This window comes from Prevotella sp. S7-1-8 (genome assembly GCF_000758925.1).
Lineage (GTDB): Bacteria > Bacteroidota > Bacteroidia > Bacteroidales > Bacteroidaceae > Prevotella.
The window spans coordinates 1-22,807 of sequence record NZ_JRNC01000002.1; the positions used below are offsets into that span (position 1 = coordinate 1).

Here is a 22,807-nt window from a genome sequence, read left to right on the forward strand (position 1 = left end):
GCTTTCATTAGGGGGGGGGGGTATAATAGAACATGAGACAATTAAAAATACAGAAAAGTATCACCAATCGCGCTAGTGAGGCATTGGATAAATACTTGGTGGAAATTGGGCGCGCTCCACTTATCTCTATTGACGAAGAAATTGAACTTTCACAAAAAATCAAAAAAGGCGGAAAGGAGGGAGAACGCGCCAAGGAGAAACTCATCACCTCTAATCTGCGCTTCGTGGTGTCAGTAGCCAAGCAATACCAACACCAAGGGCTGTCACTGACCGACCTGATCAACGAGGGCAATATCGGGTTGATCAAGGCATCGGAGAAATTTGATGAGACGCGAGGTTTCAAATTCATATCCTATGCGGTGTGGTGGATACGCCAAAGTATCTTGCAAGCCATCGCCGAGCAGAGCCGTATCGTTAGGTTGCCGCTCAATCAGGTGGGCACACTGAGCAAGATTAATCAAGAAATAAACAAGTTTGAGCAGAAGCACGAGCGCCGGCCAAGCACGCAAGAGATAGCCGACGCGGTGGACGTGGAAGTGAACAAGGTGCAGCAAAGCATGATGGCAGATGGCCACCACGTGAGCATAGACGCGCCATTCCAAGAAGACGAGACCAACTCGATGGCCGACATTATGGCCAGCGGCGATGAAAGTCGCACCGACAGGAGCGTGGACCACGAGAGTATGGCGCAAGAACTGAACACGGTGCTTGAGAGCGTGCTCAAAGAAAGGGAGATAACCATCATCCGCGAATGTTTCGGAATAGGTTGCCACGAGCTCGGCTTGGAGGAGATTGGAGACCAACTGGGACTGACACGAGAGCGCGTGAGGCAGATCAGGGAGAAGAGCATCACCAAATTGCGCGCAAGTGGCAACATCAAAATATTGATGAAATATTTAGGATAAACAGCAAATACAGTCCAAGGGCCATCCTGCCAACCGTTGCCTCTCGCATCGTGACGAGAGGCGTCAATTGTTTTGTACGCCCATGGCACGCGTTTGGCCATCCACCGCCGCGCGCCGCTCCCAAGCCACAGGGCGACCCGACCCCTTAAGCAAAACACGCCTATAAAAAAGTGGGCGCGCGTCATTATTATTATTAACTTTGCATACGAGAAGACCGCACACTAACAAACAACGACGCTATCATATGCAAATAGACATTCATCAATTAGTCAAAACCTTTGGGGAGAAAACAGCCGTAAATATAGACCACTTCACCATTAACAACGGAGACATTCTCGGATTGGTAGGCAATAACGGAGCGGGCAAGACCACTCTGTTCAGGCTGATGCTCGACTTGCTGCTCGCCGACCAAGGCGAGGTGCTGCTAACGCCCCGACCCACGGACAGCGAGGGCGCACCCACGCCCATCAACCCAGCCCACTCTGAAGATTGGAAAAATATAACAGGGGCATATATAGACGAAGGATTTCTCATCGATTTTCTCACGCCCGAGGAATATGTCGACTTTATAGCCAAAGCCAACGGCGCGCCACCCATCGACTGGGCGAACATCGAGAGCAGTGCCATTGGACGCTTCTTGCCTTTTACAAACGGTGAGATTTTCGGTCAAAAAAAATACATTCGCAATCTCAGCGCGGGCAACAAACAGAAAGTTGGCATCATCTCCATACTGTTCACAAGACCAGAATTGGTGGTACTCGACGAACCGTTTAACTATCTCGATCCATCGGGCCAGAACATCTTGAAAAACCTCCTGACCGAATATCATGCCGAGACTGGCGCCACCATCCTCGTTAGCAGCCACAATTTGCAGCACACAGTGGACATAAGCACTCGCATAGCGCTACTTGAGCGAGGGCGCGTCATCGAGGACTTGCCAAACGACAACGGCAGCGCGCGGAAAGCATTGGAAGATTATTTCAAAGTGTAAAAAACATTGTGTCACGGCGCGAAGAATATCATGCCTAAGCGTAAAAGACACCATGCTGAAGCATAAAAGAAGCACTCATGACGTGTAGGGGCATTATAAAATCTCCCGTCAGCCTATTTGGCTGACGGGAGATTTTGTTAATGGCAACGTCAAGGGCCGTTGTCATTCTTGCGGCAACATCACCACGGTGACACGATTGTCGGCCTGCAAGAATTTTTTCATAAAATCACACAGTCCCCGCGCGGTTTGCTCCTTGATGACCTCTTTGTATCGAGTGTGCGTGTCTATGCCATAACGGCGGTACATACCGATGACGTTTCGCCAGTAGGTGTTTGTTTTTACAGCCAAATCGACGTTTTTGAGCATATAGGCTTTCACTTTGTCCAACATGGCCTCGTCGCAATGTGTGGCCATGCGCTCGGCCTCATCGCGCATTATTTTAAGCGCTATGTCGCTTTTCTCCGGTTTCACGGGGCACGTCACCACGAGTGAGTAAGCGTGGAAGTCGCCCTCTATCTCAGCCGAACCGTCAGCTCCGCACGAATAGGCAGCGCCCGCATCCTCGCGTATCTTCTTGAGATACACCATGCTAAGTATTTGCCCTATCATATTCATCTTCATGGCGCCATCCATAGTATAGGGCATGTCGGTGTTGTGCCACACCATGCAAGCCATAGCCTTGGGAGTCTGCATCTTACGGTGGAACACGTTTTCAACCACACCCTTTTGATAAGATGTGAGCAGATGGCCGTGTCTCACCTTGCCCTTGGTGGGCAGCGAGCCAAGGTAACGGCATACGAGCGGACGAATGGTGGACTCGTCATAATCGCCCACAAAGGTGAACGTCCATGCCGACGCGTTGGCCGTGCGCTCGCGCGCTATCTGTAGCACGCGGTCATAATTTATATCCTTGAGGTGTTCCTCAAGAAAAGGTCTGAGTCTTGGATTATGCCCATAGAGCGTGGCCGTGAGCGAATCTGAGTAGATTGTCTCATGCGACAAATTCCTATTTTTGAGCGATGTGCGCCATCCATCCACGAGGTTGGCCACAGCTTTCTCATCCTTGCCAATATCAGTAAAATACAAATAGACAAGTTGCAGCATGGTCTCCACGTCTTGCTTGGTGGCCGATCCGCCCACACCCATATACTTGTCACCGATGGAAAGATGGGCGTTGACGGTCTTGCCGGCAAGAATTTTAGGCAGTTGCATACCCGTGAATCCACCTAACGCGCTGTTGCCCACGATATCATCAAAAGCAGCCAAGTTAGCAAAGTCTTTCTCTCCGTAGAGCGACTTTCCACCGGGGCCCATCGCCGACAGACCCACTTGCCCTTTCTTGAAGTCGGTTTTCTTAAGCACCACGGTCACGCCATTGGACAGTTTCAGCTCGGTGAAACCAAACTTGGCGTTCTTTTTTTCTTTCACAATTTTGCCGGGTCGTGGTATTTTTTTCATCAACGGCTGTTGTTGCAAGGTGTCCACGTAGGCCTCAAGATTGGCTTGACGAGCCTCTCTCACAGCCTCAAGCAATTCCTCTCGCTTGGGATAGACATTTCCCTCCTTCTCATTGTTAAAGTTGATAATCACCAAGTTATGGTCAGACTTGGGCAAAAGGCTTGGCAACACCCTGTTAATCTCCTCCAAAGATATTTGCGGAATGGCCTGTCGCATCATATAATAATACTCCTCAAAAGACGGAATTGGCTCGTTGGAGAGATAGTTACCCTTGTAGTCGTCTGCGAACGAGGCGTTACCGCGCTTGTCCTTGTTGTTGTACGCGCGTTCCAAACCGTTGAGAAGGTTTTTCTTGGCCCTGTCATATTCCACCTGCGTAAATCCATGGTCGGCCGCGCGATGAGCCTCGGCAAGAGCTGTTTTCAAGGCTTTGGCCGTTAGTTCGATGCTCCTTGGCGCCGTCGACACCCTGAAGGCGTTTTTTGTTTTGGCAAAAATGAACGTTCCATCAGCCGCCTCTGCGCCAAAGTATGGGCATCCACTCTTTTGCGCCGCCTCGGCATACCGGTCATTGAGCATGCCTATGGCCACATTTCTGACATAGTTGGCCATGACGTAGTCCATGGAGTTTTTGAGCGAGTCGGGCCACGGGTCATGCTTGAAGATTGCCTCCACGGCGGTGTTGGATTGTTCCTTGTCCTTGTCTATCACGACAATGGGGGTATCGTTGTCGGGCACTTGCTCGGCGACGATGGGAGCGATGTCGGCCGGATTGGTCACAGGCCCGAATATCTGCCGTATCATGCGCTCGGTGTGATCCACATCAATATCTCCCACGACGATGATACACTGGTTGGATGGGTGGTACCATTTCTCATAGTAGGCACGCAGCTCCGCTGGTTTGAAATTGTCCACGACACTCATCAGCCCGATGGGAAAGCGCGAGCCATACTTAGATCCAGAGTAGAGTGTAGGCAAGTTACGCTCCAACATGCGCGAGTTGGCACTGGTGCGCTCTCTCCACTCTTCGTGTATCACGCCTCGTTCTTTGTCTATCTCTTGAGGGTCCAATGTCAGGCCGCCGGCCCAGTCGCGCAGGATGAGCAGGCACGAGTCGAGCGCGCTCTGTCGCTTGGTGGGCACGTTGGAGATGTTGTAAACCGTCTGGTCTATGGACGTGTATGCGTTGAGGTCGCCACCAAACTTCACGCCCAAAGACTCGCAATATCTGATGACATTGTTTCCGGGGAAGTTTTTGGTGCCATTGAAGCACATGTGCTCGAGGAAGTGCGCCAAACCGCGTTGGTTCTCTTCCTCCTGTATGGAGCCAACGCGCTGTACAATATAGAAGTTGGCACGTTTCTCGGGCCAGTTGTTATGGCGGATGTAATACTTAAGGCCATTGTCCAAAGTGCCTATTCTTACAGCCGTGTCTATGGGTAACGCCTGCGGCAAATCGACCGCTTGTGTCATGGCGGGCAGCATGGCGAGGCCGAGCAATGCCCTCCTGAGAAAATGTTTCATAGTTGTGATAGTGTTAGCCGCGCGGCTCCCCGACCGAGGCGCCGCGCGTGTGTGACTTACGCAATATGGTTACTATTTGGCTGGCGTGGTAAATTTCTTGGTGTGCAACTTGCCCCACTCGCCCTTGACGTTACGTGCCATGGAGCACGCCACGTACGCGGTGGCAGGTTGCGCGTTCCATTTGGCGCGATCCACGCGATACTGGTTCCAATAGGGATCTTGCGGAATTTCCTTTTGCAGCATGTCGATAACGCCGCGCTCGCCCATGTCTTTGGCGTTGAAAGCCTCCTCGGTGATGATGATATCTCGGTGTACGGCCGCTTGGTCGTTGGGCGTATAGACTATTTCTTGGAAATAGCCCGTGTCGTCGCTACCGCCAAATTGCCCTATCTCGATGCTCACGGCAGCCACACCCTCGCCACCCAACAAGGCGGTTTTGACGGGCGTGGTGACAATGTCGAGGTACACGCCGTCCTTGTCCCAAGGCAACGCGCATATCTCATAGTCATAGTTGGGTATCATATCGTCCCACGTGTGGCTCATCTCCTTGGTGTAAGCCGACTGCCCACTGAACCGTCTAATCATGTCGGAAGAATTTGAGAAGCCCATCATCGGACCGTGACGCGAAACGAGACTATCTATGCTTCCAGCCTCGAATTGGCAAATAGCGTAACCTGCCACGTCAGCGTTGGGACTGAACTTCACCGTAACGCTGTCGGGGCCAAGGGCCGTCACAGTGCACGTGAGCCGCGGATTGCCAGCTGGCTTGTGCTTGGGCGTGGTGAAAGAGGTGCGCGTGACGCTACCTGCCGCGCCATCCTTGTCGTAGGCGAGGGTGAGCAATGTGTATTCCTTCTCGGGCAAGACACAAAACCCCATGTCCATAAATTTCGCGTTTTTGAGGTTGGGCGTGCGCTTTTCTATTTTCTGGTTACTGAAATAATTGGCCAACACGGCGTCACCGATGCGCGTGGCTATGTCAGACGTGAAAAGCTGCATGCTGTACGAGGCACACGTGGCACCTTTCGAGACCGATAGCGTTATCGGGCCATTGGTGTCGCAATTTACGGTTACATCGGCAGTCGCCTTCGTATCGTTTTGGGCTGCCACCTGCGTCGCCACTGTAATGGCGAGAAGGCAGAGCAATGTTTTGAATGTTTTTCTATTGTTCATTTATAGTTGTTTTTGATTGTTCATGCGCGAGGAATTGTAAAGAAATCCAGGCGCCGACCATGCGACGCCCGGCTCTCTTCACGATAAAAGAATTATGATTGTTAGCTTATTTTTATCAATACATGTCAAGCGTGGTGCGCTCCGCGCGCAGCTGTTTGATGGCGGCCACCCGCCCGCCAGCGTTGTATTTGCCCACAAGGACAGGCGCCGGCAGGTTTGTCACCTCATAGATTAAGACATCGCCGTTCTCGCATCCCACGAGCAAGTGCTTGTAATCACGCCCCTGCGTGTACTGGTCGTTGCGGTCATAGGTCATGGCCGTAACTTTGGAGGTGATGCCCTTGAGCGGCAGTTGGCCTATCTGGTCTATGGATGTGGAACCCCATGTGCCACTCCTGACGACCACAAACACTTTGTTGCCCTCTGAAAAAAGGTCGCAACGGCTCTTCAAATTGCTCAAACGGGTTGTGGCCGCGGTAAGGAACACGGTCTCTTTGTTGAGTTGGTGACCTGTCACCTCATATGGGAAGTAATAGGTGTTGGCCATCGGCACGTTGAGCCTGCGCGTCCGATTGTCCACGGCAAAGGTTCCAACCATGGATTTTCCGCCCGTGTTGTACCATATTTGATACCAACTGTTGTTTCGGTCCCAATACATCTGGCCATTGATGGCGGTCAGATAGAGCACCTCCGCGTCCGCTGGCATTTTCATGATGGGGGCTCCTGCCCATCCCGGCATTGACAAATCTGTCATAAAGACACGGTAACTGTGATAGTTTCCCTCCAACGATGTCGCGATGAGCACGCGCCTGTTTTTCTCGTCGTAGCATGGGATGTTGGTGTGTCCCCACAGCGTATGTCCAAAATTGGTCACCTTGTAACCTTTTTTGTCGAGATAATACGGCTCGGTAAGAAACTTTCCGCCGAGGTAGTGCTTGCCCGTCTGGCGCGTGAAAATGCGACCGTCTTGGGTGGCCACCCACGTGAACGCAGGGTTGTCCGCGTCTATTTCTTGGTCTCTGCGAGCGCTAACCTTGAAGTTGGCAGGCGTTCCGTCGGCAAACCGCGAACCAAGTTCCCAGGCCTTTTTGAGCGTAGAGGCGTTGAGAACCACCGCGTCTCCCTCCTGCGTGATGGCCGTCACCGACCCCGTCGGACTGACATTGAGCGACAGCGAGACATCCATGCGTTTGGGCGTTCCCGGTATATCGTCTGACAAGTGCTTCTTGAAGATAAACTTTGGCACGCTGAAAGTGCCGTTGGCGGCGCGCCCGTATTTGAGGCTCAACGCCGACATGGAACCTGTATGCGGATCGCCGTTGCTCTTGGCAGAGTAGACGATGAAGTCGCACTCCGCGATGGGAGGCTCGATGGTGATATAGGTTCGTGCCTTGAAAGAAATGCCCGTGGCTTTCTCTATGATGGCAAAGTCACCGTCAAAGCTCCCAGTGGGATAGTCGGTCAGCCCCAAACGTTTCATGAACTCATCGGTGGGGATGGTCTCTTTCAGCTCGGTAGAAAACACCTTGCCATTAAGGCGCCACTCATAGCGCACCTCCTTGCTTCTCTCAAGCGAGTCGAGTTTTCCCCAATTGAAGTATCTCGACGCGTCGATATATGTTTTCTCGCCACCCCGTCCATACACGTATATAGGGTCGTTGTTTACGTTGATGAGCCACGTTGGCGGCTTAAGCGATTCGTAAGTGTAATTTCCCTCGTCGCTAAAACACGCACTCAGCGTGGTGCATACAAGTGCGCACGCGATGGCGTTTCTCATTGTTTTCATAATGCGTTCCTTTCGTTGTTAGCATGGTTAAACATTGACGGTCATCGCACTTCCGTCTTCTTCCTTGGCTTGTTCCGGATGCTCCACGAGCCATTGCTTGAACTGCCTGACAAGTTTGATGGCCTTGTATGGCGCCTTGCGCAACATATCCTCGTTGAGCGTGGCTTGCTTGTCGATGTTGAGCAAGAATAGTTTGTACTTACGACTGGAGTATTCGCCGAAGAGATTGTTGGTCACGTCGGTGTCCCACCACTCGGGTTTAACAGCATCGCGCGTGAGCACTATGACGGCCCGCGTGCGCTCGGTCTGCCCCAACTGTATCTCACCCATGGGAATCAGTTCTACCGTGAGCTTCACGCCGTGCGGCATGCTTTTGAGCCTGGACGACCTAAACATCCTGATGGCGATGGTGTCGCTTTGATTTTTGGCTCCTTCTGGTACATTGTGCGCCCTGAACGTGTAAGCGTCTTGCAGTTTGTACTCGTCGGGCAGGGCCGTTGTCATGTCTGGCACAACCTTGAGTTTGAACGTGGCGTCTTGCTCAAGCAGCCGGCCAGTCATGTTAACCACAACCTTGGCGTCTATCTCTGACACGTCGTCGTTCTCAAAGAAGAAAGACGCTATGGTCGAGTCGGCCTTTTCCTTGCCCGGCGCCGCGGCATCCTTGTAGAACTTCTCAAAATATATATGGTGCTCCTGCCCGAAGGTCATCAGTCCTTCTTCCTGACAAGAGACACAGGCTATCAACGCCGCGAGTGGCAGTGTATAGATGTATTTTTTCATGCGTTTCATCTTTTTACAGTTTTACTTGGTTTCCTCCGCGGGTATAGGCAACACGCTCTCTTGCTTGGTCAATGGCTTGACGGTGCCGTTGTCGCGTTTCACGCCCGCGTTAAGTCGCTTGTAGAGATAGAACAGTTGTCCCTCGCTAATCCACTCGCGCTGTCCCTCTCGCACAAGGTCCTTGACAAAATCACCCCATGTAGTTCGCGTGGGCAACTTATAATCGTTCAGCCCACGGTGCTCGCGCATAGTGTTGAGCAAGCCGTAAGCACCCTCGAAATCACCCTTTCGAGCCATGCACTCGGCCACGATGTATCTCAGTTCAGACGTGCGCAACAGGGGCAGGATGGTGACAGTGCGGTCGCGCTCCATCGTGTTTCTCTCTTTGACATACCATTTGGTAGAGAGGAAGTTTCGGTAAGATCCTTTCGGCTCGTAGATAAGGCGAGTGGATCGAATGTCGGTGGTGCTCTCATCCATGCCCGAGATGGTCTTGAAGATGTCTTGGCCGTCTTTGTTCACGATAAACAAGTCGCTGCTATGCTGGTTTTTCTCTCGTGGAAAGAGGCGTTCCAAACCTGCCTCGTCCACTTGCTTCTCGTTGTACAAACCCATGACAAGCGTGCCCACCATGCGTATGTCGCTCATCTCCTCGGGCTGGTCCACCCACGCGAAATTGAACTGCTCGTTCTTGAAAGGCTCAAATTTGGTGGCATTGGCACCCTCGAAAGTGGCATCCAACACCTCCAACGCATACGCTTTGGCCTTGTCCAAAGAAGAGGGATCGAACGTGGCGTTATACTGATGGGCACGTGCCAACAGGGCCGTGATGGCCCAATAGGAGAATCTGTAACCCCTGCCCAAGAAGAAAGGGTCCACGCTCGTGGGGTTGGCGGCACCCTCCATGCCATACATCAAGGAGTTATAGAAGCGCGCCTCGCCCGATACACTGGCACTATATCCCAAGGGTGAGAGGTCAAAAGGCTTGACAAGCTCGCGCGCTTGCTCAAGGTCCTCGATGATTTTACCCATCACCTCCTTGACGGGCAAGTGCGTGGCTCTCTTGTTCGGGAACTCCGTCACGTAGGGAATGTAATTGCCGCCATCGTCGTCAATGGGCGCTGGGGCGAAGAGGCGTAGCATATCGAGGTGGATGAAAGCCCTGATAGCCTTGGCCTCGCCGAGGATATCGTCTCTCTCCATTTTGCCCTCGCTGAACTTATTGCCACTCTCTCCCTCCAAATGCTTGATTAAATCGTTGTCGGCGGCAATAGCGTTGAAGGCTGCCAACCAGATATTATCTATCAATGGCTGTAGCTTGGCATCCTTGTAGTCGCGCTTGCCAGCCGCAATATAGGTGGGGTTGCTCAGGTCATTGGAATTGACATTAATGTCGTACTGACCTGAGAAGAAATCTATAACGCCAAATTGCAACTCTCGTCCGTAGAGCGTGGGCGAGGCCATGCTTTTGTAAATGCCATGCAGGGCGGAGCGATAGCCGTCGCCGGTCTCGAAGAGTTCGTTGGCCGTAGACTGTCCCTCCACGGGCACGTCGAGCCAGTCGTTGCAGCCACTCAGCCCCAAAAGTGCCATGCAGGCTATGATGATGGAATATGTTTTTTGTTTCATAATCGTTGTCGTTGATTTTTTTAGGTCAATAACTTGCTCGCAAGCTTATGCTGTACGTGTGGGCATAAGGATATGAGAGTCCGCGTTCCACCCTCACGGTGTTCCATCGAGCCAAGTCGGATGCGTTGAGCGTGATGGACAGCGCGCTTAGCTTGAGCTTGGAGATGAGTTTCCGACTGAAGTCATAGCCTATGGCCAAGCTGTTGAAATGCACGTAATTGTCATTTTGCACAAATCTTGACGTGGGCTTTGTGGAGTTCTTCTCGCCCAATCCATAGAATGGCGCTATATCACCCACCTTGCGCCATCTGTCCGTGATGACACGACGGTCCACGTTCTGATCTTTTATCCGCGCGTTCTCCACTTTCTCAAGAAGGGTCTGGTTATACACTTGCCCACCAAAAGCATAGAGGAACGAGGCGTTCACGTAGATGCCCTTGTAGGCTACGTTGATGCCAAACGAGCCTTGCGCGTCGGGATTAGTATCTCCACACACCACCATGTCACTGGCATTCCATTCCTTGGTGATGGTACCGTCTTTCTTCCTGAAAAGTTCCTTGCCGCTGGCCGGGTCAATGCCCAACGAGGGCATGGCGTAGATGGCTGTGGTGGACGCGCCCACGTAATATTGGATAAGAGGGCGGTTCTGCAAGTTTTGGTATTGTGGATGCTCAGCGTCGTAATTATCCCTGATTTTCTTGTTGTACTCCTCGATGGCATCGTCCAACTTGGATATTCTGTTCTTGTTTGTGCCCAAATTGGCGTTGGCCACCACCGACCAGTCGCGGTTACGGAAGAGCGTGACATTGGTCTTTAGCTCAAAACCCTTGTTCTCGATAGAGCCCACGTTGCCACTATAAGAGGTGAAACCCGATGATGGCCTTATGCCAATACGGTCTATCATGCCATCCGTGGTTTTCTTGTAATAGGCGGCCTCGATATACAATCGGTTTTTGAAAAGCTCCGCGGTGAAACCCACGTCGAGCGACTTGGTGATTTCCCACGACAACGCTGAGTTGCCCATGGTGAAGAGCCTGACTGCTGGCCCTGTGTAATACCACGCCTTTGTGTCGGCCTTGTAACTGCTGATCACGTCAAAACGAGAGAAGTTAACCTTTCCGGTGCTGCCATAAGTGCCACGCATTCGAAGCGTGTTAATCCACGGCAGTTTCTTGACGAACGGATAGTTGTGTATGTTTAAGCCCACGCCTACAGAGGCGAATGGCGCAAAACGTTTGTCCTCGCCAAACTGCGACGAGCCATCCATACGGAACGAGGCGTCCAACAAGTAGATCTCGTCGAAGGTATAGTTGAGAGCTCCCAACACGCCAAAGAGCCTTGTCGTAGATTTGGTGTCGATGGTTTTGTCGGGCTGCGTGGCCGCGTAAATGGGATCATTCAAGCTGCCAATGTTGAAACCTTCTTGCCTATACGACAGGCGGCGATCGTTGGTCTCCTGCGCATCCACACCCGCCGTGAGGTTCAAGAAATGACGCTTGAAACGCTTATTGAAGTGGAGCATGGCGTTGGCATTCCATTTCAGGCGAGTGTCGCCCGACACGTCAAGCGAGCCTTTGCGGTTATTGGCCACAGAGCGAAACAAGAAAGAGTCCTTGGGGTCTTTGAAAGTCTTGCCGTCTGTCTTCACTTGGCTAACGCTAAACGTGCCCCGAAGATACAAGTTGGGGGTGAAATGGATGTTCACGCTCAGGTTGTCGGTCACGTCGGTGATACCACCGCGACCACTGTAGCTTTGCAAATAGTGCTCCCGCCACAGTGGGTTGGCGCGGTGCGACATGGGCAGCTCACGCAGCAATTCGCCGGCAACGTCATAGATGGCGTCGTAAGGCAGCTGCTGTGAATAGTCGTTGAAATAGCCGTAAGGCGAGTCCTCATAGGATGTTCTGTTAAGCGTCACCTTGTTTTGGATTTGCAACCAGTCTCTCAATCGATAGTCTATCATCATCCCCGCGCCGTACCTGTCGCGCTTGGAGCCTTTCATAACGCCGGCGTTCTTGTCATAGTTCAGGTTCAGCATGTACCTTACCTCGTTGACACCACCCGAGAGCGACACGTCGTTACGCCAGTTATAGGCGTTGCGCAGAGGTTGCGCCAGCCAGTCGGTGTTCACGCCGCGCCTCACCTCGTTGAGCTTGTCGTTGTACTCCCGCTCCTTGTCTATCGTGGCCACACCAAAAGTACCCACGTACAGCCCGGCATCTTTCTCCACCTGCAACTTCTCGGTGGCGTTGGTCAGGTTATAGTCTGAAAGGTCGGGGAAAGACAGTTCCAAGGTGGTATTGTAGTCTATGCGTATCTCGCCGGCCTTAGGGGGCACTGTGGTGACTATCACGACACCATTGGCCGCACGCGAACCATAGAGTGCCGTAGCCGCGGCGTCTTTCAAGATGGTCATGCTCTCTATGCGGTTGATGTCCATGTCATATATCTTTTGCACGTCCACCTCAAATCCGTCGAGCATGAAAATAGGCATGTTGGGGTTGTCGCGCAGGTTGGTACGCTGAGTGAGGCGTTGGTTCTCGACGTCCAAACCTCTATTCTGCGATATGCTCGACGCTCCCCGAATATTAATCTCATGCATCTGGTTGGGGTCAGCGCCAAACCCAAGGTTGTCCATAATGCGGAACGATGGGTCAAAAACCTGCAAGGCTTTCACAGCGTCTTTGGAGTTCACCTTCTTGAGGTCCTCGCTTGTCACGATGGTGGCCGAACCAGTAAAGCTGTTTTTCTTGAGTTTCTGGAAACCCGTCACCACCACTTGTCCTATCCGCGTGGAGTTCTCTTCCAAATAGACGGTAAACTTGCGATGCTTGCCAACGGTGAAACACTTGGGCTTGAAGCCGATGTAACTCACTTGGAACACGTCTTGGACAGAACAGCCCTTGACAACAAATTTTCCCTCCACGTTGGTGGCGGTGCCTCGCAACCCATTTTTCAGGCGCACCGTGGCGCCAGCAATTGGCTCGTTGTTGGTGTTGTCAATCACGGTTCCCTCAATGGTGAACTTGTCGCCCCCGGCAGGCTGTTGGGCCAAGGCAGGTCCACTTAGCGAAAACAGCGCTATGACCCCAACGATGAGGGATTGGCTAAAAAAGGTTTTTCGCATAGGTATAACAAATTTTGATTAATAATGAATAAATCTCTCAAACAAGCGAGTTAAAACCATGTGGCTTCAACACGCCCACCGCAAATATATGTTATTTAGGCTTAAACGCAAAATCTAAAAAATCATCGTAAAAAAGAGTGTTGCAGTGCAACATCCCAATGCTTATTGACACTGTGGCAACATTGGCACAACGAAGGACATACGGTTTTTGCAACAAAAAACCGACCGGAAGTTAACATTCAATTACAAAACAATACTTATTTTTCTTTCAAAATTGTCACTTTTGTGACCCTTTTATGCATAAATTCATAATTTTAGCTTATCTTTGCGACATGAATGAAGTCTAATTTCCTAAAACATTTCATGTAACACATGCGCAAAGAACTTCATAAACTTTATTTTACCGCCCATTCTCTCAACCTCATATCCATCTTGACCATGCTCGCCACAGCCATAGCTATGACGACCGCATGCCACCAATTCTCCGACCAACAAGCCAGCCTCGACAGGGTGGACACATTGCTCGCCCAAGGCAATGTGGACGCGGCCTACACCTATCTGAGCGAAATGCCGACCGAGGGGCTTGACAGTCACGACGACATGGCGCGCTACACACTGCTCAAGACAGAGACGCTATTCCGCAAGCAACTGCCCGTGGACAACGACTCCATCGACTATGCTATCTTCTACTACGAGCAGAACGGCGACCAAGAGCAACTCGCAAGAGCATGCTACTACAAAGGCGTGATACATTTTTTTTACCGTGGCAACACCCGACGAGCCATCCTGCTGCTCAAACGGGCCGAAAACTTGGTCAAGCAATCCAAGAACCTCACCTTGAAACACAAGGTCTACTCGTCCATCTCTTATATCAACCTGATTAACAAGAACTACGCCACCGCCATCAGATACGCGCGCAAAGCGGGCGAGCTGGCGCGCAAGCTCAACAACAAAGAGTGGATAGGCTACAGCCTCACCTACATAGCCAACGCGTACAGTGGATTGGAGAAACCCGACAGCAACTTGGAATACCTGCGCCAAAGCCTCAACTACTACCCATACCTGAGCCGCGAAAACCAGTCGGTGCTACTCTCAAACATCAGCGACGCCTATCATCGCAACAACGATTCAGCCAAGGCCGAAGAGTACATACAGCGGGCCTTGAGAGAGCGACCAAGCAGCTACACCTACGCCGTACTGGCCGATTTCTACATACAGCGGGGCGAACTGGAACGTGCCCACGACTGCTTGCTCAAGGCAGCGGACACCACCGACGTATACACCTACGAGAAAGCGCTGCACAGCCTCTTCACGTTGAGAAAAACTATGCGCGACTATCAAGGAGCCACGCGTATAGCCGACACGCTGCTCGCCTTTCAAGAGAGACAAGAACACATACGCAGCCAAAATAACATTTACGACATACAGAACAAATATGAGCGTGAAGAGCGCGAGAAACAAATAGACACTTATCGTACATACTCCACCGGACTACTCGTCATATTGGCGCTGTCGGTGGTGACAATGGTGCTCTACCACAAGTACAAACAGGCACGAGACAGGCGAGACCTGTTACAAAAACACTTGCTGCTCAACGAGTACAGCGACCAGCTGCACGAGCTGAAAGCCACCCAACACATCACCAACAAGGAGCTGAGCGAGCTGAAAAAGAAAGTGAGCACGCTCAAAGACACAGAGGTGCAAAGGCTCAGCAACGGCAAAATGCTGTACGAGAGCGTGCTGTGCAACCGAAACACCATACATTGGAGCAACCAAGATTTTCTCGACTTCTTGGAATACATCAAGCTCATCGACATGCCATACGTGGAACAACTGAACCAAAAATACAGCAACCTATCGCCCAAACAGTACCTGTATCTCACGGCCACCGAGCGCATGGGCAAGACAGAGCAAGAAGTGGGAGACATCTTGGCCATTGGCCCCAGCAGCGTGCGCTCCATCAAAAGCCGTATCAAAAGCAAGCGCGCGCAGGAATGACGGCATGGCGAGCCTACCAAAAAAACACTCTGTGGGCATGGAGTTGAGGCTATCTTGGCATGCGCGCGCCACACCATCACTACACCTCCACTCGCTGTCCACAAAGTGATACGGAAAAATTCATAATGTTCTTAAAAGGTCGCAGGGTTTCCGCCACCCCACCTCATGCGTTAAACGATACCACGCACCCGGTCGTCAAAAGCCGAGAGCGCAGCCTTGGCGCCCTCGCCCATGGCTATCATGATTTGCTTATATGGCACCGTGGTGACGTCGCCGGCAGCGTAAACGCCGGGCACCGCCGTGCGGTTGAACGAGTCCACAACGATTTCTTTCCGAGCTGACAATGGCAGATTGCCCTCGAAAGGCTCCGTATTGGGCGAAAGCCCTATCTGCACAAACACGCCGTCAAAAGCCTCCTCCCGCTCTTTCCCGGTTTTCCGGTCCTTAATCACCAGCCCCTTCAATTGCTTGCCGTCACCCACGACAGCGGTGGTTTGCGACATCATGCGAATGTCCACATTGCCCAGCGAGCGAACCTTCTCTTGCAGCACGCCGTCCGCGCGCATGGCATCGCCATACTCTATCAGGGTGACATGGCTACATATCCCAGCCAAGTCGATAGCAGCTTCCACGCCAGAGTTTCCTCCACCTATGACAGCCACTTTCTTGCCTTGGTAGAAAGGTCCGTCACAATGGGGACAAAAATGTATGCCATGCCCAAGGTACAGGGCCTCGTCGGGCAGCCCCAACCGACGCCAACCGGCACCCGTGGCTATGATGACGGCAGGCGCGGCGAACTCCTCGCCACCGCGGACGAGCACCCGTTTGAGTTTGCCGCCAAAATCCACTCCCACTATTTTCCTGTTATCATATATGTCCACGTCATAGCGCTCGACATGAGAACGCAGGTTGGCACTGAGCTGCACGCCCGTGATCTCAGGCACCGAGGTAATGTTCTCGATGCCCGTGGTATCGTTGATTTGTCCACCTATACGGCCAGCCACGATGGCCACTTTCAGCCCTTTGCGAGCCGAGTAGATAGCAGCGGTGGCTCCAGCCGGGCCACCGCCAAGGACCACGACGTCGCATTGGCGCTCCACCTTGGCGGCGGACTCGTCGCGAGTGGTGCCCACGGTGTCCTCAAGCTCTTGCAATAACGTGCCCAAGTCGCCGCGCCCCACATGCAACAACTGGCCATTCACGTAGACCGAGGGCACGCCTTGGATGTTGAGCGCCGTCACCTCGTCTTGGTATAGCGCACCATCAATGGTCTCGCTGGTCACGTTTGGATTGACGAGTGCCATTACGTTGAGCGCTTGAACCACATCGGGGCAGTTGGTACAGGTAAGCGAGACGTAAGTTTTCAATCTCACCTCTCCCTTGAGAGCCTTTATTCTGGCGGCGATAGCCTCGTCGGGGAGATTTTTGCCTTGCCCGTCAGCGTTGAGGATGGCCAACAACAGCGAGGTAAACTCATGGCCGTTGGGTATGCCACAGAAACGCACGCCGGTGTCGCTGCCGTCACGAACGATATTGAAACGGAAATCGGAGCCGGCAACATACTCTACCGACAACTTGCCAGACGTGGCGACAAAATCCTCCACAAACGCGGTGTATTCGTCCGCGTGGGCATAGGATTGGTCGCGCTCCACGCGCAAAACAAAGGATGATTTAAGGTTGGCGAACACGCTCTTTAGCTGTTCTTTTATATCAGATTGTAGCATTTTCTTGTTTTATTACGATTAAAATTATAGTCCCAAGTCATGCCTTTCAATATCGAAAAGGGGTGTCAGGGAGTAAGAAAAAAGGTTACTTGATGGCGCAACACCTTGTCAAGCAACCTTGTATAGTCATTTCAAAAAGGGTGACCGCTTAAATTTTACCAACCAAGTCGATGCTTGGTTTCAACGTCTCGCCACCTTTCTTCCATTTGGCCGGGCATACCTCGCCGGCGTGCGTGGCCACGAACTGCGCGGCCTCCACCTTACGAACAAGTTCGTCGGCATTGCGCCCGATGCTGTTGTCCTGCACCTCGGCCACTTTTACCAATCCCTCCGGGTTCACCAAGAACGTGCCGCGATAAGCGACACCCTCGTCTTCCTTGTACACGCCGAAACCTTTTGCCAACACAGCGCAAGGGTCGCCGAGCATGGTGTATTGTATCTGTTTGATGGTCTCGGAAGCGTCATGCCAAGCCTTGTGCACAAAATGCGTGTCGCAACTCACGGAGAAAACCTCCACGCCCATTTTCTTCAATTCCTCATACTTGCTCTGCAAGTCGCCCAACTCTGTGGGGCAAACAAACGTGAAATCAGCTGGATAGAAAAAGAACAAAGCCCACTTGCCCTCAATATCCTTGTTGCTCACTTCCTTGAAACTACCGTTCTGAAAACCCTGAACCTTGAACTCAGGAACTCTCGCATTGATAATTGCTTCCATATTCAATTTTCTTTTATAATTGTTATTAATGATTATTCGGCGTTGTCACGCTTTATTTTTTTACAAAGATAGCCCCTTTTTGCATAATTTGCAAATGACATTATTTATTATCCAATAGAGATAATCTATAACGCGCCCCGAAATCCCCATATACAATGGCTTACCAAGTTGTAATGATTTTGACGTCTTAAGCGCAAAATTCCATTCACCATCGCACTACATGTACAATATTATTCGTATCTTTGGCACAGCAAACGCGGCCGGGCACAGCAAACGCGGCCACAGAAATATACAAGGAGGGAGCTATGACTCTACAACAATTAGAATATGTCATGGCAGTGTACAACCACCGCCATTTTGCCAAGGCGGCCGAATCGTGCGACGTGACGCAACCCACACTCAGCTCTATGATACAAAAGCTGGAAGACGAGTTGGGCGTCAAGATTTTCGACCGGAAACGCCAACCTATCGCGCCCACCAAGGAGGGAAAAGCCATAGTGGAGCAAGCGGCGCACGTGTTGGCTTGCGCGCGCCAGCTGAAAGACACCGCGGAAGAGGAGAGAAAATCGCTTGGCGGAACTTTCAACATAGGCGTGCTGCCAACGATAGCCCCATATTTGGTGCCTCGTTTCTTCCCACAACTCATGAGCGCGCATCCCGAAATGGACATCAGGATCACGGAGATGCAAACCAAGCAGATGAAAACGGCCATCGAGCGAGGCGAGCTTGACGCTGGCATATTGGCGAGGGTGGACGGACTGGAAGACATGCGTTGCCACTTCTTGTTCCACGAGCGGTTTTTCGCTTATGTGGCAAAAAGCAACCAGTTATACACCAACAGTTCCGTCAAGACGTCTGACCTCACGGGCGAATACCTTTGGCTGTTGGACGAGGGACATTGCTTCCGCGATCAATTGGTTAAGTTTTGCCAACTCAAAGCGGCCAACAGGGCCAAGAAATGCTACAACCTTGGCAGCATAGAGACTTTCATGCGCATCGTGGAGAGCGGCAAGGGCATCACCTTCATACCAGAGTTGGCCATATGCCAGCTCAACAGCGACCAACGGCAATTGGTAAAACCTTTCGCCCTCCCAATACCAACGCGCGAGATTGTGATGATGACATCGCCACACTTCGTGCGAACAACGTTATTGCAATTGCTCGTGGACAGCATCCAGGCCGCCGTGCCCAAAGACATGCTCATGCTGCGCAAGACGCAAGTAAGCGTGTAAAAAACATGAAAACCATATAGCCAACCATGTGTGGGGCGTTTCCAAACAGGCCCCCACCACCCCTCCCATCAGGCTTTGAGTTGCCTTATGGGCAATTCTAAAAAACAAAGTTTTTTCTGGAATTTAGGCCGTTAGTCATACGTCCAATATAGTCAGCTTATACGCAACCATTCCCTTCCTCATGAATTTCACGTTTCAACTTATCATTCCACACAATCCTTCCACCACTAATTTTATACGGTTTTCCGTTCTTATCTGGAAAGTCGAACTGCACAAACCAATAGTCATACAGCTGTTTTGCCATCGCTTCTAAATTATGATTTATAATCCAGTGGGATAAAAAGAATGTTTTTTTAGAGGGAAGGTAGGCACAAAGCCTGCCATGGCCAATACTCACATGTCAGTATTTGGGGCACGAAGCACGATCCGGAAGAGTGCGAAATCATCATAAATTGCTATTGCATCCCCGGCCGACAATTTTTATCTTTGCCACAAAAAGACACCAATGGTCATTCCGTCGCGAATGACAACCAAAGAAACAATTATGAAAAAACTATCTCTTTCGAGCATACCTGAGACAATGCTCATACCCCTTTGGGCCAAGGCCACGGAGACTATGCGGGGCGACGGTATGCTGCATGATGAGTATTCGATCAAGATACTCAAAGCCATAGACTACGATTTCCACAAGTTTTCCCACAGCAAAATGTCACAAGTGGGATGCTGCATACGAGCGAGCCTGATAGACGACGAGGTCCGCTCCTTTCTCTCGCGCCACCCGGATGCCGTGGTCATCCAGTTGGGCGCCGGCTTGGACGCCCGCTACCAGCGTTTAGGCATGCCGCCGGTGACACATTGGTACGACCTTGACTTGAAAGAAGCGTTGGATATACGCAGACGCTTTCTGCCCGAAAGCGAGAGAAACACCTATATAGAGCAATCCATGTTTGATGACGGCTGGATACAATTGGTCAAGAACCACCAAAAGCCCATCCTTATCATCATAGAGGGCGTGCTTATGTATTTTAGCCCAGAGACCGTCAAAAAATTCTTCATTCACCTATGCGAAGCTTTCGACAAGGCCACCATTCTGATGGACATGCTGGCGTTTGCGTTGGTAGGGCATGCCAAACAGCACGACGCCGTGCGCAACACCGAGCACAAGGCCGAGTTTCTGTGGTCTGTCTTGCGGTCCAATGAAATGGAGAGTTGGCATCCCAAACTGCATCTGCGCCAAGAGTATTATATGAGCGATCATGACAACAAACGGTTTCCGTGGATTGCCCGCGTGCTTTACAAGACACCTTATTTTTACCGTCGCTTCAACCAGCGCATTATCAGGTTGGAGATAGATTGACCGGGCATGACGCGTCAACCAGCACGCCCCGCGCCTGACAGCGTGTCATCTTATGCCGATGAGCTTGTGCTGTTGCAGGGAGAGTTGCCACTCGGGATGGTCTTTCACGAAAGCGACCGCCTCTGCCAATATGGCCTTGTTGCGCCTCGCGTCGCCCATGTCGCAAGGCTGCACATAACGCGCGGCCGCCTCAATGCCGAAGTCGCTCACCTCGTGCCGCCCGTCAAACACCACCTTCAGCTCATCCACAGCCCCAACGCGCGGCAAGCCACCTTTGACAAACGCCGCCTTGGGGGAGCATGTCACCCAGTCAACACCCTCCAGAATGGGGTTGGTGCCGTTGGTCTCCATGGCCACGTAATAGCCACGCTCGTGAAGCCGTCGCAACAGCTCGGGGTCAACTTGCAACGTTGGCTCGCCTCCGGTGAGCACCACAAAGCGACACAGAGGATGCCGGCCCAACGCCGCGACGATGTCAGCCCCAGACAGCTCACGATAGGCGGCGAAGTCGGTGTCGCAGAACGGACACGCCAAATTGCATTTAGAGAAACGCACGAAGAGGGCGGCGCGCCCTGCCCAGCGACCCTCGCCTTGCAACGAATAGAATATCTCGTTAATCTTATAGCTTGTCATCACCTTGTCCTTTGCTTTCAAAATAGAGCTTATTGCCGTTTGCCAGACGGATGGGAGAGTGCCCACATGGGCCAACTGCCCACGCCATCAAGACGAGGCTTCGGCAACCTGTCGGCTTGACGCGGTTGTTGGCGTCGACACCAGCAAGCCTCGAGCGAAAGCCCCCAAAAGAACTCTATATCACATCACCAAATTCTCAATGCCCTTTATCTTCGTCTCGTCAACAGCTTGGGCCACGTTTCCTTCGCTCTCTTGCACCACCGCCTTGTAGCACTCAGCAAACTGTTCCACTATCCATCGGGCCATGTTCTCAGCGGTGGTGTTGAAGGGCAACAACTCGTTCAGGTAGCCGTGGTCCAGATAATCGTGCACCCTGTCTTTCACATGCTTGAAGTCGTAGACCATCCCATCCTTGTTAAGTTGGTCCCGGCGGACCATATAAACGGTTATGATATAGTTGTGACCATGCAGCCGACGACACTTGCTCTCGTACGAAAGCTCGAGCTTGTGAGCCGCGGCCACCTCCATTCTTTTTGAAATACAGTATATCATCGCTTTGTCATTTTTTATGTTGAGGCTCGCGTCTGGATGGTTGTCCTTACCTCACGAAACAGGCTCAACGACCTACGCCATCCACGTCAAGGTGCGAGAGCGAGCGCAACCCACCATAAAGCCATGACGTCACTGACGTGAGAACAACCTCTCCAACACAGAAATCGTCACAAAGTTACAACAATATTGGTAGACAGCGGCGGTTTGCCGACAAAAAAGACATATCGAAACCACGGCCCTTTCATTTTAAAAGCCTTGGTCCTTTTTATCAACATTCCGTCAATTCCAATATAACCGCCTAAAAATGAGTGCGCCAATCAACTATATATAACTAATAATATTTGGTCCATTGGCAGACTGTCAGCAACTTTATAGTGGCAGGACATCAAGTAAACGATCTCAGAAACACGCTGCCAACATACGGAAATCCGCATGGCCATCACCTCCATTTTTAACAGACTATTGTTTACATGACGCTTAGGAGGGAGACGCCTCTTTAAGAATGCGCTCGCGCGAGCTGTTGCGCCTGTGATGGAAAAACACATCGAGGCCGCTTTCTTTAAGGGGTTGGCGTTTTTTCGTCCAAACTTGAGCCTGCCAAAAAACCGGTCCACAAACGCCAATGACCGAACTCCGGGATACGACATTTGACAAAACAGAGCCTCATGCGATGAGCGGCAGGCCATACCGTCATGGAGGCATTCCCGGATTTCCCCCTCTTCGGCCGCCTTTACGGTGGATTGTCTGCCCTCACCACGGAGCTATTTACCTATTTTTAGGTATTGTGACCTTTAGCATGTTTGACTACTTTTGCACGAAAAAAAAAGAACACGTATGCTCAGGACTTCTTTCCGCTCCATCCACAAATGCGTTGTGGTCGTTTCCGGATTTCTTATGTTCACCTTGTGCGCCGGCGCAGCCTTGGGCACCCAGCCCGGCCGTTTGCGCTCGAGCATCGATTCTTTTTACACAGAGGCCATGAGGTTTTTGGTTACCGTTCACCGTTGGCTGCCGCTCCCCAACCAACCATCGGGCGGCCACCTTGCTGGATTTGTTTCTTTTCCGCTCGTCATGATGGATGTCATGGGCATCATGTGGCGCAAGGCCCTGCGAAACGCTCAATGTCCTCTCCGTGCCGCAAGGATGCGCGCCGCTTGTTACAGGAGACATGTTGCATTTTGAGCATCGGAAGAAATGAAGCTTGGTCACCGTTTGTTTTT

16 protein-coding genes and 1 pseudogene are annotated in these 22,807 nt (G+C 51.7%); 5 read left to right on the forward strand and 12 right to left on the reverse strand.

What is annotated here, in order from left to right; genetic code table 11:
* The first annotated feature begins 32 nt into the window (after positions 1-32).
* Positions 33-905: an RNA polymerase sigma factor RpoD/SigA gene (locus tag HMPREF1640_RS00020; RefSeq protein ID WP_036891359.1), complete on the forward strand. Its 873-nt coding sequence runs from the start codon at positions 33-35 to the stop codon at positions 903-905.
* 244 nt (positions 906-1,149) lie between these two features.
* Positions 1,150-1,896, forward strand: a complete 747-nt coding sequence (locus tag HMPREF1640_RS00025) for an ATP-binding cassette domain-containing protein (protein WP_036891360.1) — start codon at positions 1,150-1,152, stop codon at positions 1,894-1,896.
* Positions 1,897-2,058: 162 nt separating this feature from the next.
* Here the strand turns inward: HMPREF1640_RS00025 and HMPREF1640_RS00030 are convergent, their stop codons facing one another.
* The 6 genes from HMPREF1640_RS00030 to HMPREF1640_RS00055 form a co-directional block, all read right to left on the reverse strand.
* The gene (locus HMPREF1640_RS00030) at positions 2,059-4,878 is read right to left on the reverse strand and encodes a pitrilysin family protein (RefSeq protein ID WP_036891361.1); all 2,820 of its coding nucleotides are present in this window, start codon (positions 4,876-4,878) and stop codon (positions 2,059-2,061) included.
* 72 nt (positions 4,879-4,950) lie between these two features.
* Complete coding sequence (locus HMPREF1640_RS00035) at positions 4,951-6,051, reverse strand: hypothetical protein (protein WP_036891362.1); 1,101 nt, start codon at positions 6,049-6,051, stop codon at positions 4,951-4,953.
* A 115-nt stretch (positions 6,052-6,166) separates the two neighbouring features.
* Positions 6,167-7,837, reverse strand: coding sequence for a PKD-like family lipoprotein (locus HMPREF1640_RS00040; RefSeq protein ID WP_036891363.1), 1,671 nt, complete (start codon positions 7,835-7,837; stop codon positions 6,167-6,169).
* A gap of 27 nt (positions 7,838-7,864) precedes the next feature.
* A complete protein-coding gene (locus HMPREF1640_RS00045) occupies positions 7,865-8,620 on the reverse strand; it encodes a DUF4843 domain-containing protein (protein WP_036891411.1) in 756 nt (251 codons plus the stop codon).
* Between the two features lie 21 nt (positions 8,621-8,641).
* Entirely contained in the window at positions 8,642-10,249 is a 1,608-nt protein-coding gene (locus tag HMPREF1640_RS00050; RefSeq protein ID WP_036891364.1) for a RagB/SusD family nutrient uptake outer membrane protein, read from the reverse strand.
* 25 nt (positions 10,250-10,274) lie between these two features.
* Positions 10,275-13,376: a SusC/RagA family TonB-linked outer membrane protein gene (locus HMPREF1640_RS00055; RefSeq protein WP_036891365.1), complete on the reverse strand. Its 3,102-nt coding sequence runs from the start codon at positions 13,374-13,376 to the stop codon at positions 10,275-10,277.
* A gap of 372 nt (positions 13,377-13,748) precedes the next feature.
* Between HMPREF1640_RS00055 and HMPREF1640_RS00060 the strand changes: the two genes are divergently transcribed.
* Entirely contained in the window at positions 13,749-15,374 is a 1,626-nt protein-coding gene (locus HMPREF1640_RS00060; protein WP_231565801.1) for a hypothetical protein, read from the forward strand.
* Positions 15,375-15,544: 170 nt separating this feature from the next.
* Here the strand turns inward: HMPREF1640_RS00060 and ahpF are convergent, their stop codons facing one another.
* Positions 15,545-17,098, reverse strand: a complete 1,554-nt coding sequence (gene ahpF, locus HMPREF1640_RS00065) for an alkyl hydroperoxide reductase subunit F (protein WP_036891366.1) — start codon at positions 17,096-17,098, stop codon at positions 15,545-15,547.
* 148 nt (positions 17,099-17,246) lie between these two features.
* Entirely contained in the window at positions 17,247-17,813 is a 567-nt protein-coding gene (gene ahpC / locus HMPREF1640_RS00070; RefSeq protein ID WP_036891367.1) for an alkyl hydroperoxide reductase subunit C, read from the reverse strand.
* A 305-nt stretch (positions 17,814-18,118) separates the two neighbouring features.
* Here ahpC and HMPREF1640_RS00075 point away from each other — a divergent pair, with 305 nt between their 5' ends.
* Positions 18,119-19,045 carry a hydrogen peroxide-inducible genes activator gene (locus HMPREF1640_RS00075; protein WP_036891413.1) on the forward strand — a complete coding sequence of 309 codons (927 nt, stop codon included), beginning with the start codon at positions 18,119-18,121 and terminating at the stop codon, positions 19,043-19,045.
* A 178-nt stretch (positions 19,046-19,223) separates the two neighbouring features.
* On the opposite strand, the pseudogene HMPREF1640_RS13580 reads toward HMPREF1640_RS00075, so the two are convergent.
* Positions 19,224-19,370 (reverse strand): annotated as a pseudogene (locus tag HMPREF1640_RS13580) (restriction endonuclease subunit S); the annotation flags it as partial.
* Positions 19,371-19,589: 219 nt separating this feature from the next.
* Between HMPREF1640_RS13580 and HMPREF1640_RS00080 the strand changes: the two are divergent.
* A complete protein-coding gene (locus HMPREF1640_RS00080; protein ID WP_036891414.1) occupies positions 19,590-20,402 on the forward strand; it encodes a class I SAM-dependent methyltransferase in 813 nt (270 codons plus the stop codon).
* 45 nt (positions 20,403-20,447) lie between these two features.
* Here the strand turns inward: HMPREF1640_RS00080 and HMPREF1640_RS00085 are convergent, their stop codons facing one another.
* The 3 genes from HMPREF1640_RS00085 to HMPREF1640_RS00095 all read right to left on the reverse strand — a co-directional run bounded on the left by HMPREF1640_RS00085 (position 20,448) and on the right by HMPREF1640_RS00095 (position 22,757).
* Positions 20,448-21,035, reverse strand: a complete 588-nt coding sequence (locus HMPREF1640_RS00085; protein WP_036891368.1) for a 7-carboxy-7-deazaguanine synthase QueE — start codon at positions 21,033-21,035, stop codon at positions 20,448-20,450.
* Positions 21,036-21,215: 180 nt separating this feature from the next.
* Entirely contained in the window at positions 21,216-21,584 is a 369-nt protein-coding gene (locus HMPREF1640_RS00090) for a 6-carboxytetrahydropterin synthase (protein WP_036891415.1), read from the reverse strand.
* 807 nt (positions 21,585-22,391) lie between these two features.
* Positions 22,392-22,757, reverse strand: a complete 366-nt coding sequence (locus HMPREF1640_RS00095) for a hypothetical protein (protein WP_036891369.1) — start codon at positions 22,755-22,757, stop codon at positions 22,392-22,394.
* Between the last annotated feature and the right edge of the window lie 50 nt (positions 22,758-22,807).

Coding starts and splice junctions, on each gene's coding strand:
- HMPREF1640_RS00080 (WP_036891414.1), top strand. CDS start 19,590: ATGAAAAAACTATCTCTTTCGAGCATACCTGAGACAATGCTCATACCC.
- HMPREF1640_RS00055 (WP_036891365.1), bottom strand. CDS start 13,376: ATGCGAAAAACCTTTTTTAGCCAATCCCTCATCGTTGGGGTCATAGCG.
- HMPREF1640_RS00050 (WP_036891364.1), bottom strand. CDS start 10,249: ATGAAACAAAAAACATATTCCATCATCATAGCCTGCATGGCACTTTTG.
- HMPREF1640_RS00095 (WP_036891369.1), bottom strand. CDS start 22,757: ATGTCTCCTGTAACAAGCGGCGCGCATCCTTGCGGCACGGAGAGGACA.
- ahpF (WP_036891366.1), bottom strand. CDS start 17,098: ATGCTACAATCTGATATAAAAGAACAGCTAAAGAGCGTGTTCGCCAAC.
- HMPREF1640_RS00020 (WP_036891359.1), top strand. CDS start 33: ATGAGACAATTAAAAATACAGAAAAGTATCACCAATCGCGCTAGTGAG.
- HMPREF1640_RS00075 (WP_036891413.1), top strand. CDS start 18,119: ATGACTCTACAACAATTAGAATATGTCATGGCAGTGTACAACCACCGC.
- HMPREF1640_RS00060 (WP_231565801.1), top strand. CDS start 13,749: ATGCGCAAAGAACTTCATAAACTTTATTTTACCGCCCATTCTCTCAAC.
- HMPREF1640_RS00045 (WP_036891411.1), bottom strand. CDS start 8,620: ATGAAAAAATACATCTATACACTGCCACTCGCGGCGTTGATAGCCTGT.
- HMPREF1640_RS00040 (WP_036891363.1), bottom strand. CDS start 7,837: ATGAAAACAATGAGAAACGCCATCGCGTGCGCACTTGTATGCACCACG.
- HMPREF1640_RS00035 (WP_036891362.1), bottom strand. CDS start 6,051: ATGAACAATAGAAAAACATTCAAAACATTGCTCTGCCTTCTCGCCATT.
- HMPREF1640_RS00025 (WP_036891360.1), top strand. CDS start 1,150: ATGCAAATAGACATTCATCAATTAGTCAAAACCTTTGGGGAGAAAACA.
- HMPREF1640_RS00085 (WP_036891368.1), bottom strand. CDS start 21,035: ATGACAAGCTATAAGATTAACGAGATATTCTATTCGTTGCAAGGCGAG.
- ahpC (WP_036891367.1), bottom strand. CDS start 17,813: ATGGAAGCAATTATCAATGCGAGAGTTCCTGAGTTCAAGGTTCAGGGT.
- HMPREF1640_RS00030 (WP_036891361.1), bottom strand. CDS start 4,878: ATGAAACATTTTCTCAGGAGGGCATTGCTCGGCCTCGCCATGCTGCCC.